15 protein-coding genes are annotated in these 14,696 nt (G+C 46.8%); 4 read left to right on the top strand and 11 right to left on the bottom strand.

Translation table 11 applies throughout. From position 1 onward, the window contains the following. Positions 1–12: 12 nt before the first annotated feature. Entirely contained in the window at positions 13–264 is a 252-nt protein-coding gene (locus MKY95_RS05880) for a hypothetical protein (protein ID WP_036606446.1), read from the bottom strand. A gap of 276 nt (positions 265–540) precedes the next feature. On the opposite strand from MKY95_RS05880, the gene MKY95_RS05875 reads away from it, so the two are divergent. After that, complete coding sequence (locus MKY95_RS05875) at positions 541–933, top strand: RidA family protein (protein ID WP_101314168.1); 393 nt, start codon at positions 541–543, stop codon at positions 931–933. Between the two features lie 140 nt (positions 934–1,073). Here the strand turns inward: MKY95_RS05875 and MKY95_RS05870 are convergent, their stop codons facing one another. The 3 genes from MKY95_RS05870 to MKY95_RS05860 form a co-directional block, all read right to left on the bottom strand. After that, on the bottom strand, positions 1,074–1,703 hold the full coding sequence (locus tag MKY95_RS05870) for a copper amine oxidase N-terminal domain-containing protein (RefSeq protein WP_339197531.1): 630 nt from the start codon (positions 1,701–1,703) through the stop codon (positions 1,074–1,076). A gap of 161 nt (positions 1,704–1,864) precedes the next feature. Beyond that, a complete protein-coding gene (locus MKY95_RS05865; RefSeq protein ID WP_339197528.1) occupies positions 1,865–2,668 on the bottom strand; it encodes a nucleotidyltransferase domain-containing protein in 804 nt (267 codons plus the stop codon). Positions 2,669–2,694: 26 nt separating this feature from the next. Beyond that, positions 2,695–4,188, bottom strand: a complete 1,494-nt coding sequence (locus MKY95_RS05860) for a TROVE domain-containing protein (RefSeq protein ID WP_339197526.1) — start codon at positions 4,186–4,188, stop codon at positions 2,695–2,697. 345 nt (positions 4,189–4,533) lie between these two features. On the opposite strand from MKY95_RS05860, the gene MKY95_RS05855 reads away from it, so the two are divergent. Then, positions 4,534–5,889, top strand: a complete 1,356-nt coding sequence (locus MKY95_RS05855; RefSeq protein ID WP_101314172.1) for a WYL domain-containing protein — start codon at positions 4,534–4,536, stop codon at positions 5,887–5,889. After that, positions 5,837–6,721 (top strand): WYL domain-containing protein, encoded by an 885-nt coding sequence (locus tag MKY95_RS05850; protein ID WP_101314173.1) that lies wholly within the window; start codon positions 5,837–5,839, stop codon positions 6,719–6,721. The genes MKY95_RS05855 and MKY95_RS05850 overlap by 53 nt, the downstream gene beginning before the upstream one ends. Positions 6,722–6,964: 243 nt before the next feature. Here the strand turns inward: MKY95_RS05850 and MKY95_RS05845 are convergent, their stop codons facing one another. The 6 genes from MKY95_RS05845 to MKY95_RS05820 all read right to left on the bottom strand — a co-directional run bounded on the left by MKY95_RS05845 (position 6,965) and on the right by MKY95_RS05820 (position 11,153). Beyond that, positions 6,965–7,465, bottom strand: coding sequence for a hypothetical protein (locus tag MKY95_RS05845; RefSeq protein WP_076251264.1), 501 nt, complete (start codon positions 7,463–7,465; stop codon positions 6,965–6,967). A gap of 179 nt (positions 7,466–7,644) precedes the next feature. Next, positions 7,645–8,385 carry a hypothetical protein gene (locus tag MKY95_RS05840; protein WP_339197522.1) on the bottom strand — a complete coding sequence of 247 codons (741 nt, stop codon included), beginning with the start codon at positions 8,383–8,385 and terminating at the stop codon, positions 7,645–7,647. Next, complete coding sequence (locus tag MKY95_RS05835; protein WP_017690291.1) at positions 8,382–9,080, bottom strand: ABC transporter ATP-binding protein; 699 nt, start codon at positions 9,078–9,080, stop codon at positions 8,382–8,384. The genes MKY95_RS05840 and MKY95_RS05835 overlap by 4 nt, the downstream gene beginning before the upstream one ends. Beyond that, positions 9,073–9,459 (bottom strand): GntR family transcriptional regulator, encoded by a 387-nt coding sequence (locus tag MKY95_RS05830; protein WP_036606428.1) that lies wholly within the window; start codon positions 9,457–9,459, stop codon positions 9,073–9,075. Before MKY95_RS05830 ends, MKY95_RS05835 begins: the two co-directional genes overlap by 8 nt. 225 nt (positions 9,460–9,684) lie before the next feature. Beyond that, positions 9,685–10,551, bottom strand: a complete 867-nt coding sequence (locus tag MKY95_RS05825) for an aldo/keto reductase (protein WP_101314174.1) — start codon at positions 10,549–10,551, stop codon at positions 9,685–9,687. 44 nt (positions 10,552–10,595) lie between these two features. Next, entirely contained in the window at positions 10,596–11,153 is a 558-nt protein-coding gene (locus MKY95_RS05820; RefSeq protein WP_076251260.1) for an STM3941 family protein, read from the bottom strand. Between the two features lie 505 nt (positions 11,154–11,658). Between MKY95_RS05820 and MKY95_RS05815 the strand changes: the two genes are divergently transcribed. Then, a complete protein-coding gene (locus tag MKY95_RS05815) occupies positions 11,659–13,668 on the top strand; it encodes a S9 family peptidase (protein ID WP_339197518.1) in 2,010 nt (669 codons plus the stop codon). Between the two features lie 130 nt (positions 13,669–13,798). Here the strand turns inward: MKY95_RS05815 and MKY95_RS05810 are convergent, their stop codons facing one another. Beyond that, positions 13,799–14,488, bottom strand: coding sequence for a stalk domain-containing protein (locus MKY95_RS05810; protein ID WP_339197515.1), 690 nt, complete (start codon positions 14,486–14,488; stop codon positions 13,799–13,801). Positions 14,489–14,696: the final 208 nt, after the last annotated feature.

The raw sequence follows: 14,696 nt of genomic DNA, 5'->3' as shown, positions 1-14,696 counted from the left end.
GCGGTGCTGAAACTATGTTTCAAACGTCGTCCGTTCCGGGAACTTGCCGCCTTCCCTGAATAAACATCGTACCAGTCGCTGCGCAGCTCGGTTAAAGAAAAAACTCGGACTTACCCCATCCACCTGGACAGGTTCAAGTTCCTTCACACTTTCCTTGATCTTATTCATCTCAATAAGTCCCATCTTCCGCTCATTCGGTCCGAAGCGATAAATAACCTTCTCATCGTCCTCCGTCTGTTTCACCAGCAGAATCACAGATGCCATACAGGTTACCCCCTATCGTTACGTTATGAGATTCCATTAATCACTTGCCTACTATAATTATTACCCAGATTCTAGTGGAAGGATATAGGACTTAAGTTAGTTATACCTAAATTAAATATCCTGATATAAAGATTCTCTGAAATGAGTCGTTAGGCTCACAAACACCGTGTTTACACTATCCCAATGGATAGTCACTGTCATGAAAGTGCGTACTGCCCAAGTCGTTTTTCTCCGTTTATACTAACCTTATCTTGAATTCCCAAAGGAGAGAAATATATGTCTACAGCTCAAATATATAGCCACGGTGTCCCGTGGGAAGAAGCATTTAGCGTTGCTCAGGGATACAGTGTTAACGGTACGATCTACATTGCAGGACAATTTTCACATGATATGCAGGGAACGTTTATTGGTGTCGAAGATATTGAAGCACAGGTTCGCCAGACATTGGATAACTTGGATCGCGTGCTCGCAGGATTTAACGTGACCAAGTCGAACATTGCTGAACTGGAGATTTTTTTGGTTCACCCGCAGGAGCATCTTGAGCCATGTGTTGCCGTGTATAAAGAGTACATTGGTACTCATCGTCCGGCTGTTACGATGGTTGGGACATCGGGTCTGGCCTTCCCTCATCAACTGATTGAGATTCGCGCCGTTGCTCATACCAACTGATTCGGAAAATCCCTAACGCTCCGCACTAAGAAAAACAGCCTGATAAATTACTCACTATAACGAAGTTCATACACACACAAAAAAAGCAGGTCGGATAAACTCCGAACCTGCTTCTTTATGAATTCTTATTCTTATTCTTATTATTTGACTTTCACCGTCAGCGTATTACCAGATGAAGTGAGGGATGCCCCAAGCCCTTCTACCAAAACTCTGAGTGGAATGTACGTTGTTCCCTTAATTTCTTTGGGTGCTGCCTGTAGGGTGACTTCTTTTCCGTTAACCTTCACCTTTTTACTGCTCAAGGTAAAGATTAGCTTGTACTTGTCTTTGGTAACGGTAATGGTCTGAGTCTTACTGTCCCAAGACGTTTTGGCTTTCATTGCTTTGGCCATCTCACGCAGAGGTACGAGATTCGTGTTATTCATTATAATTGGAGACTCGGTGAAAATAACCTTGGAACCATTCACCTTCACCTGAACAGCAGACTTGATATATTCTGGTTTAGGAGTGGCTTTCTTTTGGGTTGCCGTTGAAGACTTGTTACTTTTCTTGGTACTTCCTGAACTGGATGAACTTGAAGAGGAAGATTTGGAACTCGAAGAAGAACCTCCGTTGTGATAATGATATTCCCCTTGTTTCAGCCCCCATTTTGCACAGTTGGTTCGACAGGTATGTCCCCCATTTGCATCTGTTCTTCCCGGATGGGCAGACGCAACAGTAGCAAAAATCATAAAAATGGCAAGCAAACTGCTTATTACTTTGATACGCATACGGATAACCTCCAGCAATTAGTTTAGCCAGAGTATCATACCATAATTACCCATACAATATAGGTGAATAACAAAATTTATTTTCACATAACAGGTTACAAACGCGGATATACTCACCCTGACTCCAGAGAAAGCGTCGCCAGTACATAACTTTCTTCCTCTTATTCCCCTTCGCCCCACACCTCTTGTAATGCAAAACGGAAAATCCGGTCCAATTCTTCAAATTCAATAATTTGCTCATTATCCATCTTGCCGGCCATTCGTTCAAAATGCTCGATCTTCAAAGCCAAAAAAGCTTGTATTGCTGGCAACTGCGGCTCCAGATCCAGTTCCTCGCCCGCCTTTTTCCGGCGTAGTAACTCATGAATCTCCGTATATAGCGGTGTAGTCGCAGGTACAAGTTCTTGCACAAGCTCTTCAAATGCCATCGGTGGCATTGCATCATAACGTTCGATCCAGCCACAAGCGAGTAAGGGACGTAGCACATAGAAATACTTTTTAATCCTCACCTGGTCCCCTTGTAAATAATCGCGGAAATTGCCCTTTGCCATATTCAGATAATGATACATGCAGGACTTGGGCGAGAAGGTCAAAGGCGACAGTGCACGGATATGCTGTGCCACGTTATACTGTTCATCATACTGAATGGGGGATTGCAGCCACTCCAGTAACGGTGGATTTGATTTGCGAAACAGCTTCAAAGCCTTACGCAGATCCCAACCATTAATATCGAGCTGATCACTGATGGGGCGTTCGATAACATCCCTTTTATCCTCAATCGACAAGTACCACTCCAGCGGTCTTACATACAAGAAACGAACATCATAATCACTATCCTGTGAAGGAAACCCCCACGCCCGACTGCCCGATTCACAGGCATAGATGATCTGTACCTGCTCCTCCTGTTCAATCTGTTTGAGCTGTTGTTTGATCGTATCTTTCATTTCTTCATCAACATAGGTCATCGTCAGTTGCCTCCAAATTCCCCAATTTAAATCTCTATCTCTCTCACTCGGTTCGCGAGTGTATCATATCCTGCTACAGTCTCAGCAATATACGTCAATACCGTTTCACTCCAACCGTAGATGTAAAAGGTTTTGCCATCCCGTGGCGGTACCATTGCCTGCCGATAAGGTGCTATATCCACAATAAATACCTTCAGCTCCGGATTCATCATCCGGCGATATCGCTCGAGCTCGGCATATAATGGGCTTCCTTCATTCTGCTGTTCATCGGTGATCATAATGATCTGATCCACTTTTTCTCCGATATCCCGAAGTTCCCGCACCGGTCGACCGGTGTCTGTTCCACCTTGTGCGCGAATACGGTGAGCTTGGGAAAGGATGCTCTCATCCATCTTGGGACGAGCATCCTCAACCATATGGTCGAATAACCAGAACAGTGCGTTACCTCTTGTTTGTTTATAAAGCGCCAGTGCCAGCACCGAACCAATCCGCAAATAATCCCCTTTCATGGAACCGGAGCGATCCAGGAAAATAGCGGTTCTTCCCGGCAGTGTTGGCAGGTTGCCAATGGATAGCTCCACCGCTTGCCGCAAAGCATCCCGCAACTCTTCTCTCGCAATCATTTCATATGCACTGGCGAATCGGAATGGTAAGATGCGCGACTTACGCAGGGCTTCTGCATCCGTTAGACGACCTGTTACGTAATCGATATTTTTCGATTTTTCAAAGACTCCCGCACGATCCATTGCATTCAGATGGCGCAGCAACGCAAAAGTCGGCATCTGTGACATTAACGCCTCCCACACCGTACGTGTCGGTTGCATGATCGAGGTGACCACCGAATACGGCAGTTTACCTTTCTCGATCAGATGCATCCGGCTTGCCGGGTTTGGAGTAGCTTTCAGCTTTTCAAGCGCCTGCAACTGCGGTAGTTCCGTAAGATCCACCTCAAGCCCGCGCAAATAACGGAATAAGGCTTGCTGCTTCAGATCTATCGGCTTGGGATGTGCTGTAGCGATCATATCGCCCAGACTGTATCCACGCCCACGCCCGTTGTATTTGATCGCCCAATATTCAGTAATGCCGTTCAAAAATTGACTTACCTGACGTTTCACCGCTCGGCCGCCCTGCCCCCGACCCAATCCTCTCAGAATCGTCAGAAAATCGGCCAAGTCAGCCGGTGTCTGTACGACCTTGGAGAATACCTTTGCAAACTGATCCGGGTCCACCTTGGACAAGAGTGCCAGCCCGTATAGAGGCTGTAACCGCATCAAACCTTCATTACGAGCATAGACCAGCGCCCGCGCCATAAACCCTGCATCGACCTCAGCCATCTCCTGATGACTGACCATCGCATCGTCCATCAGTTGCTGTGTATCTGTATAAAACGTATTGTTCAATGTATTGGTCATCAACATCTGTATATATTGTTCCTCCACCAATCGCTCATAGGCTCCGTAGCCCCCATGATTACGTGTCGTTGGCTGAGGTTGATTAAATAATTGTTTCGCTCTGCTCATCACTCATGACCTCCCGGTGTGAGTCTATTTGCTGTTCTTTCATAATAAAATGTTCCGAGGAAAAAGGTGGGAAGGTATAATACCCGCTCTACCGCTGAGCTACACCGCCATGAACGGCGGCGATTGGATTCGAACCAACGACCTGGTCGATTAACAGTCGAAGTAACCCTCCCTGGCGCCTCGGAACCTTGATTCACAGCGCTTGTTGCTGCCCCGCTTCACAACCTTATTATGCCTCACGCACCCACACGCGAACATGGTAAAAGTATGACGACCTTCATAACTTTAAAATGAAACCTGCCACTCATCCTGCTACAATGAAGGGATAACAAGGAGTGAATGTTCATGGCAAGAGAGAGTTTTGACAAAGAAATTCAGTTCTTACGCATGTTATCCCTAACAAGCGGTGCATATAACCGCAAACAATATGCCGAGCGACTTGGCATATCCGTACATACCTTTGATAAAACCAATCGCAGATTAAAAGAAATCATGCAGACCGTCGCCGACCAACGCTCAAGTGCCGAAGCAGGCCGGGAAATGGCAGATCTCGTCCGCTTCCAATACGGGGAGTCGGCAGAGCCTATGTTGCTCTTCCTCTTCCGCGCCAAGTCGATGAAAGAGACTGAAGTTCAGCGGCTTTCTGTCCTTTTGCATACCTTACAACATAAAACCCTGACCGCGATGGAACTGCTGGACGCCTGCTGTGCTGATCTGCCGGAGGATCTGGCGTTACCTGACGAGAAAACCATTCGTTCCGATCTGAAGTATCTGGAAGAGGTTGGGGTTATCCGAAAAGAGCCGGGTGGCAGACCGTATCGATATGCTTTACAACAGGACGCCCTTACCGAATTGACAGTCGAGGAACAGCTGGAGTTGTATGATTTTGTGGATATGATGGCGAACACCCAGGTTCCTTCCGTACAGGGGTACTTATTGCGCGACAGTTTAAAAAAAGCCATTACGGCAAGTTTCCCGCAAGAAGAAGCTACCGAGCCCTATATCTATAAGTATCACTATTATTCTCGTATCCTGGACGAGGCTCATCTCTACACGCTGCTTAGTGCGATTCGTCAGTGTAAACGTGTGCAGTTCCTATACTATTCACCGAAAAAACCATCCAGCTACAGTTCACAGAATACGAATCCACGCTTTGAACGGGAAGCAGGTGGTCTATCCAACCGGATCGTGCCCCTTGAAGTGATCTATGACCATCAGTATGGTCGTTGGTATGTAATTGGATATCAGGGCCGCCGCGGCTTTGTGAAATTCCGCATGGAAGGCATAACACAGTTGGAGGAACAAGATTCAGTAGAAGAGCAATACATGCTCGAACTGAAGCAGCAGTGGACCGACATTAGTCGCTACAGTTGGCTCGTGGATACGGGAAATACCGTGACGGTTCAAGCTCGCTTTTTCCACCCGGAGCGTGGTCAGCGCAACTTTATTCTGGATCGGGTTCGTCTGCAAGGTCAATGGGGCAAAATTATACCCGAAACGGATCATACCTTTCTCTACGAAATCCAGGTCAACGGTACCACCGAGATCAAACCGTGGTTACGGAGTTTTGGCTCAAGCTGCGAAATAATCGCACCTCAGAGACTACGCCAGGAGATGATTAAGGAATGGAAGGAGATTGCGGAATATTATGAACCTGTTCGAGAAGATGTTCAATTACCAGATGATGACACGACTGAATGAAACCGGACTGTTCACCTGGACCTCACAGGAACGGGCCTGGCTTCGCATGATGCTGAACCACCCTACTGCGAGAGAAGCGCTGAGCGCTGTAACGTTGGATAAAATGTACAACATGCTGAATGGTGAGCAGGACCTGAACCTTCAAGATTACCTGACTGAAAAAGCCAAAAGCGAAGAAAACAGTGTCTCTCACCCACTACTTCGACAGTTACGGCTAATCATTCTGCATCATCAGGGATTTCGCATGACGGGTCGCGTCCGCAATGGACGCACGAGCCATGATGAATTCGGCTTCCCGTACAAACTGGAGTATTCCATGGTCAAAAAAGAATGGTACGTGCTATGGTATGCGCCTCGCTTCGACAAACTAATGTCGACCAAGCTGCACAGCATCGTTACCGTGGAAGCCCAACCGGTTGAACTGGATACCGCTTCGGGTTACACTGCCCGGATTGCTGCGATAACGGAGAAGCGCAAAACGACCATCACCATCGAGGTACTGCCCGAGTTCAATCAGGAACTGTCCCGAATCCTCTATGCATTCTCCTGCTTCGAAAAACAGGTCGAGTACCTGGAAGCCAAGCAGACATATCGGATCGAGCTGACCGTTCCGCGCAATGAGATGGATTACGTCTTATCCAAAATGCGTTTTCTCGGCAAACGGGTTCGAATCGCTGACCACACAGTGCTGCGGGAGCGGATGTCCGAAACAGCTGCGAAGGCATTAGCCCGTTATGCGGAAAAAGATCCTGATACGCATTCCGAATGCTCCAATGAAGTTCAGCACCGTCAACGTGAGGAAGGCTCCCTTGCGAAAGCCGATGGTCAATGATTTTGTAAGATTGGGTTAACCATAACTATTGCTCAAAAGCAAACCCATATAAAAAAAGGTCTGGATAATCTCATCCAAACCTTTTTGGTATACATGCTTGCTCGTAAAATATCGTGAAGTGGCAACCAGCTTTACTCCGTTCACTTAAAATCGTTTCCAGTGTCCAACACATTGCTATGAACAAGGTTAAACGAGTCTTGAAGGGACTGCCTTTGCTAAGATGACGGTTAATGCGCTCCTGTACTACGTTCCGCCACTGCTGGCAGCCGAGTTCCGTCTTTTATTAATCGCGTGCACGCCCATGACCACTGCAATTAATTCATACGTGTCCAGTTGTTCCGACTGGTTATCTAATACAAATGCCCCTGAACTAAACCAGCCGCTGGTGCGACGGAAACTGGCCACGATGCGGCCACCACTGCCACTTATATCATATTCCTGCGAAAATGCTGGGGCAGACACATCATACGTACCGCGTGATCCCGCATCATATTCATACTTTTTGTTAAAGAAACTGAACCTGGCCCGAAGCACACCCAGATGTCTCCCATCTGCTGCAGTGATATCCCAACGATTCGTTAACATGCGAAATTTGCCGCTGCAGACCAATCCCGTGTTATCCGATACATCGAGCGAAGAACCAAAGACACTTTTCAAATCCAGATGCCCGGCCTGTTCCTGATTCGGATTCATAATCTCGGTGTAACCCGCGTTAAAAAAGTTATCCCTGAAGTATAGTTCCATAACGCTTCCTCCTTTCGCTTACATATCCTTTTGTTCTCTTTAAACTAATCTCGCATCAAGCACACAATATATTTATATATACGTATAATTAATGGTAATGGATTCAAAAAGTGGATTATTACTGGATGCAAAAAACGAGCAACTCTGGTTGCTCGCATCACGTTCAAATTATCCTGTCATCAAACTTCGACTTTTTTGTTGTTCAAGTAAATGGTAGCCCATACCAAGATGACCGCCACAATGACTTCAAATACAATGCTTCCCCACATGCCGTCCGACCATAGTACACCATTGGCTGTGATTGCAATACCTGTACTTTCTTCCGTATACCGGAACATCTCATTTGGACTGAAACGTCCTGTCGTAATGATATTTTCCAACCAGCCAAGCAGATTAACGAGGACAAAGAATGCAACGATTCCAATCCATGGCCCCGTTCTCCAACGGAAGCTGCCTGCAATCGAGATCGAAAGGAAGATAATGACGGTCATGAATACCATAACCCATGCGCTAAACAGCAACAAACTAATGTAATCCGAAACATGCAGACCCGAAAGATCAATATTGGTAGCCATGTTCATTCGTAGCTTCATTGAGATATAGATGTAGGCATGAGTCGCGAATATAATGACTAACCCCAACCCGCAAAGGGCTCCAAAGATCAAGGGAGACAACACATGTGACAGGCCCGTTACGGGTAAAAGGCGGCGATTATATGATCGGATATTGGACGTGTATGTTTTGATCATTTTCACATAAATAGCCACACCTACTCCAACATAACCCATAATGCCAAGCACAATCCCTGTGACCTCAGACACGAAAAGGGAAAGCCCCACTTGAGCGATAATCAAAATAACTAGCCCAGCCAGCAGTGTATTCCAGTTCCTTCTAAAGTCATACTTCAATAATGTCATCATTCCGCATAGACCTCCTTGAACATCTCATCCACACTTTTCCCATATTTCAGACGGAGCGTTTCCACTTCTTCCCGCATCACCAGCTCACCCTCGCGAATAAAGACAACTTCATCAAAAATCCGTTCGATATCATTCACAAGATGCGTGGAGATGATCAGACTGCTGTCTTCATCATAGAATTTGACGATCGCATCCAGAATCTTGCCACGCGCAACCGGATCTACTCCGCCAATCGGTTCATCCAGCAAATACAGACGAGCCTTACGAGAAAGTGCCAGTGTTAGTTGTAGTCGTTCATTCATCCCTTTCGACAGATGCCGTACCCGGTCACTCTCGACAAGGTTCATGAAGTCCAGCATCTCCCGCGCCTTCTCTTCATCAAAATCAGCATAGAAATCGCGATAGTACGCAATCGCATCCCGCACTCTCATCCACTTCTCGGTTAATGGGCGATCCGGCATAAATGAAACCAACGCCTTCGTCTCCAGCCCAACAGGCTTACCTGTGACTTGAATCGTTCCGCTACTCGGATGCAACAAACCTGCAACCAGCTTCATGAGCGTACTTTTTCCACTACCGTTGCTACCCAGCAGACCTACGATTCGTCCTGGAGCAATATCCAATGTAATATTACTGAGCGCTTTCTTATTGCCATATGTCTTATTGATCTGGTTCAGTTCAAGGATGTTACTCATGCGTTGTTCCTCCCTTTCCTTCCGCAACGGCATCGGCTACGATGGATAAGATATCCTGCTCTTCGATCCCCAGTTCCTGCATTCCGGTCAGAAAGCGTTCCAGCAATTCACCGGCCATCTCTTTTTTGATCGTCATAATCTTCCGCTCCTCACTGGTCACATATCTGCCTAAGCCCCGTTTGGTTTCGACCACTTCTTCCCGCTCAAGCTCCTGAAATGTCCGTTGTACTGTATTTGGATTGATCTGTAGTTCAGCCGCCAGTTCACGAACCGAAGGAATTTTGTCACCTGCCTGAAGTGTCCCGGTTACAATCTGTCTTTTGATGTACTGCATGATCTGCAGATAGATTGGTAAATTGTTATCAAATTCTATAGTCACAAAGCTCTCGCTCCTCTCTGTACTGGTGTGTTAGTTACATAGTACACTAGTGAAATAGTGTTGTAAAGCCCATTTGTTAAAATATATATTCGCTCAATTGATGGGCAAGCTTCTGCTATCGATATCCAGACAAAAAAAAGAGCAGATCGTGAAGATCTGCTCTGCATAACTTTATTAATCGTATTGTTATCTTATTCATATGCTTATCCAATAAAAAAGAGCCAGCTACACGATATCTAGAGGTACACTGCCTTTAGGTGCAGGGAATGCCTCATCCAAACGGGCGAGTTCCTCTTGTGTCAAAACGATATTCACTGCTGTTGCATTGTCTGCCACATGATTCAGCTGTACCGCCTTCGGAATCGCCAGTACATCTCCATCCCTGATCACCCAGGCTAATGCGATCTGCGAAGTCGTAACTCCTCGATCCTGCGCAATCTTCTGAATGACTGGATGCTCCAACAATTCACTTCGAAGTCTGCCACCCTGTGCCAGTGGACAATACGCCATTACAGGAACGCTCCGTTCCCGCATCCAGGGAAGCAGATCATGTTCGATACCACGCGAAGCTGCATGGTAGAGCACCTGATTCACCATGCACTGAGACCCCTCCGGCAGACTCCATAACTCCTGCATATCCCTTGTATCCAGATTCGATACACCCCAGCGAAGGATTTTACCGGATTGCTTTAATTGTTCCAAAGCCTCAACCGTCTCTTCGAGTGGTACTCCCCCTCGCCAGTGGAGCAGATACAGATCCAGGCGATCTGTTCCTAAGCGCTTAAGACTACGTTCACAGGCCGTAATCATCTGATTGCGATCCGCATGATGGGGATACACTTTGGATACGAGAAAAACTTCATCACGATGGCCCGAGATGGCCTTTCCCGTAACAACCTCTGCCCCACCTTCTGCATACATCTCCGCCGTATCAATCACGGTCATTCCCAGTTCAATACCGGAACGCAGTGCGCGTACTTCTTCTTGCTGGCTGGATTGCTTCTCTCCCATGTTCCATGTGCCTTGTCCTATCGCAGGCAGGGCAGTTCCATCCGGAAGTAGAATCGTGCGTGTTTGATTACCATGCATCATCTATATTCCTCCATTCTGAAGACTCTATGGACATTGTGACCTCTCTAACGACGATTATACGAATCATAAATCATGTTATCACTCACATGTCTCCAGTGGCTCATCATCATGATATACAATTGATCCAGTGGCACTGTGAGGCTACTTTGGGCAACGCTGATGGTTGCATCGACCATATTGCTGTTGACCGTCATCAATTTGCGTTTCATCCCGTTCTGGCGATCCAGAAAGGCTTTCTCGTCCCGCAACTTGACCCCGATCATTTTCTGTCCCATTAATTCATACATAAAAATATTCTCAACGTCTCTCCAGGCCACGGCTCCTCCTGCGGTATAAGAAGATGCATCCACAAACCCATCCTCATCGATTACAAAAGAAGGTTCCTTCTTGATCATCTTTACCAGACTGTAACAGAAACATAGCCCGAAAAACAAAATGGATAGAAGTCCAATCACATCCGAAAGGATGGAATCATTCGTAACTGAAGAACGATCAAAAATCAAAAAAAATCCGGCTGCCACAAAAAGTGCTGCCCCTGCCGTGAGCCACGCCATTCGTTTCCGGTTTGGATATTCCACATGCTGCTGATAGGATGTGCTCAACGTGACGTTCCTCCTCCATTGCGACTGAATCATACAAGTTCTATATAAACGAATGGTTATGAACCAAATACCTGAATGTAGAACAGGAATTGCATTGTACATTAAACCAAATTAACCAATGTTAAACATTGAATTAAGACCATTTTTCGTCATTTCTGCGCTTATTCAACATTAGGATTCGTCATCCTTCGAGCAAATCCTTTAACACACCTATATGAATTGAACTAAAGAATGTTTGCATGGGTCACTCCGATGACAGAACAACCTTCCGATCGCTGTTATCCCCAGATTTTTCGATTCCACTTTTTCAAAGTGAAAATCCGGGGATAGCCTATGCTTCCGATGCAGCTTTCTTTCAGAAAGCTTTTAGGCGAACGCTCCGCTTCTTCAGGTTATTTCTGTCCCCTCCGTTGTCACCCTTATTGTCCTGTCCCTAGCTTTCCGTTAATATAAATGGAAAGGTTAGGAAATTAACCAATTCTAATTCATGGTGGGAGGACAAACAATGATGAGTCAGCGCGGCATAACATCGGAAGATCTTTATCAGATTACATGGGTTAATGATCCAACTCCGTCCCCTCAAGGCGGACAACTGGTATATGTAAGCCGGAAAACGAATGAAGCACGTGACGGTTATTGTTCTCACCTGAGACTGCTGCATCTGGGGAGTCAGAAGGACAGGCCCTTTACCTCTGGTGAGAAGGATCATTCCCCTGCCTGGTCGCCCGATGGGTCTCAGCTTGCCTTTTTAAGAGAGGTTGATGGGAAATCCCAAGTTTGGATTATCGCATCAGATGGCGGAGAAGCACAGCAAATCAGTCACCTGAAACATGGCGTCAGTTCTCTGCTCTGGTCACCGGATGGTCATACTTTGCTTGTGAAATCATCCGCGGATATGAGCGGAGATGAAGAATCAGAACATACAGATCCTATAAACGACAAACCCACACTGCTGCAAGAACATGTCGTAGACCGGATTCGCATGAAGTCAGATGCCAGTGGATTGTGGAACGGTCGACGTTCCCACCTTTTCGCTCTCGCACCGATCGATGCGGAAGCAATTCCTGTAACTACAGGTCATTATGACGTTGGAGACTACGCCTGGTCCCCGGACGGAACATCCATCGCTTGGATTGCGCAGATGCCTGAAGAAGGCGAGGACCATAATGATTACACCCTGACTAATCATGTGTACCTCGCCAAGGCAGACGGATCGGATGTGAAGCAGTTGACCCCGGAAGGGTATACGTTCAGCCGACTGGCCTTTGCACCGGATGGACAATCTCTTGCACTGCTCGCCAGTGACCGTTCCTATGGAAATGCCACGCTTGTGAAGTTGTACACCCTTCCAATATCAGGTGGTGAACTCGTATGTCTGAGCACGGATTGGGACGTACAGTTGAATCACAGCATTGTTGGCGACATGCGTTCACATCTGACAACCACGGGGCCAGTATTCAGCAGGGATGGTTCTTCAATCTTCTGTCTGGCGACCATCCATGGTAGTGTACGCATTACCAAATTCGCTCGAGACGGCAGCAGTGCTGACTATATATGGCCTAACGAACGGGAGATTTATCAATTTGCCGAGTTGGAAAACGGGCAGATCGTTGCCGCTGTAGCCGATACACTAAATCCTGGTGATCTATATATATATGAACAACCGGAAGATCCTGAGGTAGAACCGATTCAGCTCACCCGTAGCAATCCACAGCTTGAGGATGAGATCCACCTTAGTACACCTGAGACCTTCTGGTTTAATTCCTCAGATGGCCTGCGACTGCAAGGATGGATCATGAAACCTCATGGCATGGTCGACGGGGTCAAAATCCCGACCATTCTGGAGATTCATGGCGGCCCGCACATGATGTATGGTTTTTCGTTTATGCACGAGTTCCAAATTCTCGCCGCACAAGGCTACGCTGTTGTGTATATCAATCCACGCGGTGGCCTCGGATACGGGCAGCAGTTTGTAGACGCCTGTCGCGGAGATTATGGCGGTGGCGATTATCGCGATCTCATGGAGAGTGTGGATTATGCCCTGTCCCAGTATGAGTTTATCGATGAATCACGATTGGGCGTAACCGGGGGCAGTTATGGTGGCTTCATGACCAACTGGATTGTTGGACACACGGACCGCTTTAAGGCGGCTGTTACCCAGCGTTCCATCTCTAATTGGCTATCCTTCTACGGTGTAAGTGACATTGGATATTTCTTCACGGAAGACCAGATTGGCGGTAACGCGTGGGATGACACGGAAAAACTATGGAAACATTCCCCGCTCGCTTATGTCGGAAACGTCAGTACTCCGCTGCTCATTTTGCATGGCGAACAGGATCTGCGGTGTCCAATTGAACAAGCCGAGCAGTTGTTCATTGCATTAAAACGGCGCAAGCAGACCACAAGACTTGTTCGTTTCCCAGGGGCAAACCACGAGTTGTCCCGTGGAGGTCACCCTCACTTGAGGGTACGCCGTTTGGAGCATATTGCCGGATGGTTCAACGAGTACCTGTAACGGACTAATATTTAGACTATTAATTCAGAGTATAGAACCAGATATGGATTCAACCCTAAAAGCCGTCCAATGAAATCTGTTATGATTTCAACGGGCGGCTTTTGCTGTTCACCTTTTATAGAAGGAAGGATTACTCTTCGCCCCACACTACGGTGATTTCATTCAGATCCTTGTTGGTTGCAGACACCGAACCTGTGATGGTTACGGCATATTTGCCATCTTCACGACCCACGATGTTGAAGCTGTCTGCCTGTATATCCTGAGTGTTCTGACTCAAGTTTTTGGTCTGGTAGTAGTCTTTGTAGGATGTTCCAACGGTTAGCAATGATTCTTTGGTTGTGTACGTGAGCACTACTTTTTTGTCACCATCCATTATGTTCTCAATGAGACTTGTCGCCTTTGCGTCCTTAGGTAATGGGAAATCTGCAGGCAGATACTTCGACTTCACACCTGCCGCCTGTGAGTTCGTGCCTGTAGATGGTGATGTCGATCCGCTGTTGCCGCTGGATGTTGACCCACCGGAGGAGCTTGAAGAGCCAATGCTTACTTTATTGTTTTGGGAATCATACTTCACTTCGGTCTTTAACGCATCGGCAATCGAACGAACCGGGAGATATGTACTGCCTCGATATGTAATTGGCGCAAGCTTTTTGCCCTGGTCACCTGTCGGTGTAAATTTCTGTCCGTTCACTTCGATGGCGAGCCCATGGTTTAGATAAGCTTTGATTGTCTCCAGTTGTGTACCTGCATATACACCTGCCGATCCGGTTAACACCATGCCAAACACACCTGCAGCAATCAACCACTTTTTGCTTTTCATCCCTAAACGCCTCCTGAGTTCAAATGTCAGCCTTATGCATAATACGATTCAAGCGATCGCTCGATGTACGCGAAAGACTCATGTAGTTATGCTCATCATGTATGGGTACGAGCTTATTCGGATAACAGCCCGTTGTTCCACCGAATGTTAGCAATATAATAGCATCTGACAAGAGGTTGTAAACGATAAATGTACAAAACAGGACCAA

The sequence above is a fragment of the Paenibacillus sp. FSL P4-0176 genome, assembly GCF_037975265.1.
Classification (GTDB): domain Bacteria; phylum Bacillota; class Bacilli; order Paenibacillales; family Paenibacillaceae; genus Paenibacillus; species Paenibacillus amylolyticus.
This window is presented reverse-complemented; position numbering and strand designations above follow the sequence as displayed.

What these genes read in the sequence shown, in the direction of transcription:
- MKY95_RS05810 (WP_339197515.1), bottom strand. Translation starts at nt 14,488, where the DNA reads ATGAAAAGCAAAAAGTGGTTGATTGCTGCAGGTGTGTTTGGCATGGTG.
- MKY95_RS05880 (WP_036606446.1), bottom strand. Translation starts at nt 264, where the DNA reads ATGGCATCTGTGATTCTGCTGGTGAAACAGACGGAGGACGATGAGAAG.
- MKY95_RS05855 (WP_101314172.1), top strand. Translation starts at nt 4,534, where the DNA reads ATGGCAAGAGAGAGTTTTGACAAAGAAATTCAGTTCTTACGCATGTTA.
- MKY95_RS05875 (WP_101314168.1), top strand. Translation starts at nt 541, where the DNA reads ATGTCTACAGCTCAAATATATAGCCACGGTGTCCCGTGGGAAGAAGCA.
- MKY95_RS05870 (WP_339197531.1), bottom strand. Translation starts at nt 1,703, where the DNA reads ATGCGTATCAAAGTAATAAGCAGTTTGCTTGCCATTTTTATGATTTTT.
- MKY95_RS05850 (WP_101314173.1), top strand. Translation starts at nt 5,837, where the DNA reads ATGAACCTGTTCGAGAAGATGTTCAATTACCAGATGATGACACGACTG.
- MKY95_RS05845 (WP_076251264.1), bottom strand. Translation starts at nt 7,465, where the DNA reads ATGGAACTATACTTCAGGGATAACTTTTTTAACGCGGGTTACACCGAG.
- MKY95_RS05865 (WP_339197528.1), bottom strand. Translation starts at nt 2,668, where the DNA reads ATGACCTATGTTGATGAAGAAATGAAAGATACGATCAAACAACAGCTC.
- MKY95_RS05835 (WP_017690291.1), bottom strand. Translation starts at nt 9,080, where the DNA reads ATGAGTAACATCCTTGAACTGAACCAGATCAATAAGACATATGGCAAT.
- MKY95_RS05840 (WP_339197522.1), bottom strand. Translation starts at nt 8,385, where the DNA reads ATGATGACATTATTGAAGTATGACTTTAGAAGGAACTGGAATACACTG.
- MKY95_RS05825 (WP_101314174.1), bottom strand. Translation starts at nt 10,551, where the DNA reads ATGATGCATGGTAATCAAACACGCACGATTCTACTTCCGGATGGAACT.
- MKY95_RS05815 (WP_339197518.1), top strand. Translation starts at nt 11,659, where the DNA reads ATGATGAGTCAGCGCGGCATAACATCGGAAGATCTTTATCAGATTACA.
- MKY95_RS05860 (WP_339197526.1), bottom strand. Translation starts at nt 4,188, where the DNA reads ATGAGCAGAGCGAAACAATTATTTAATCAACCTCAGCCAACGACACGT.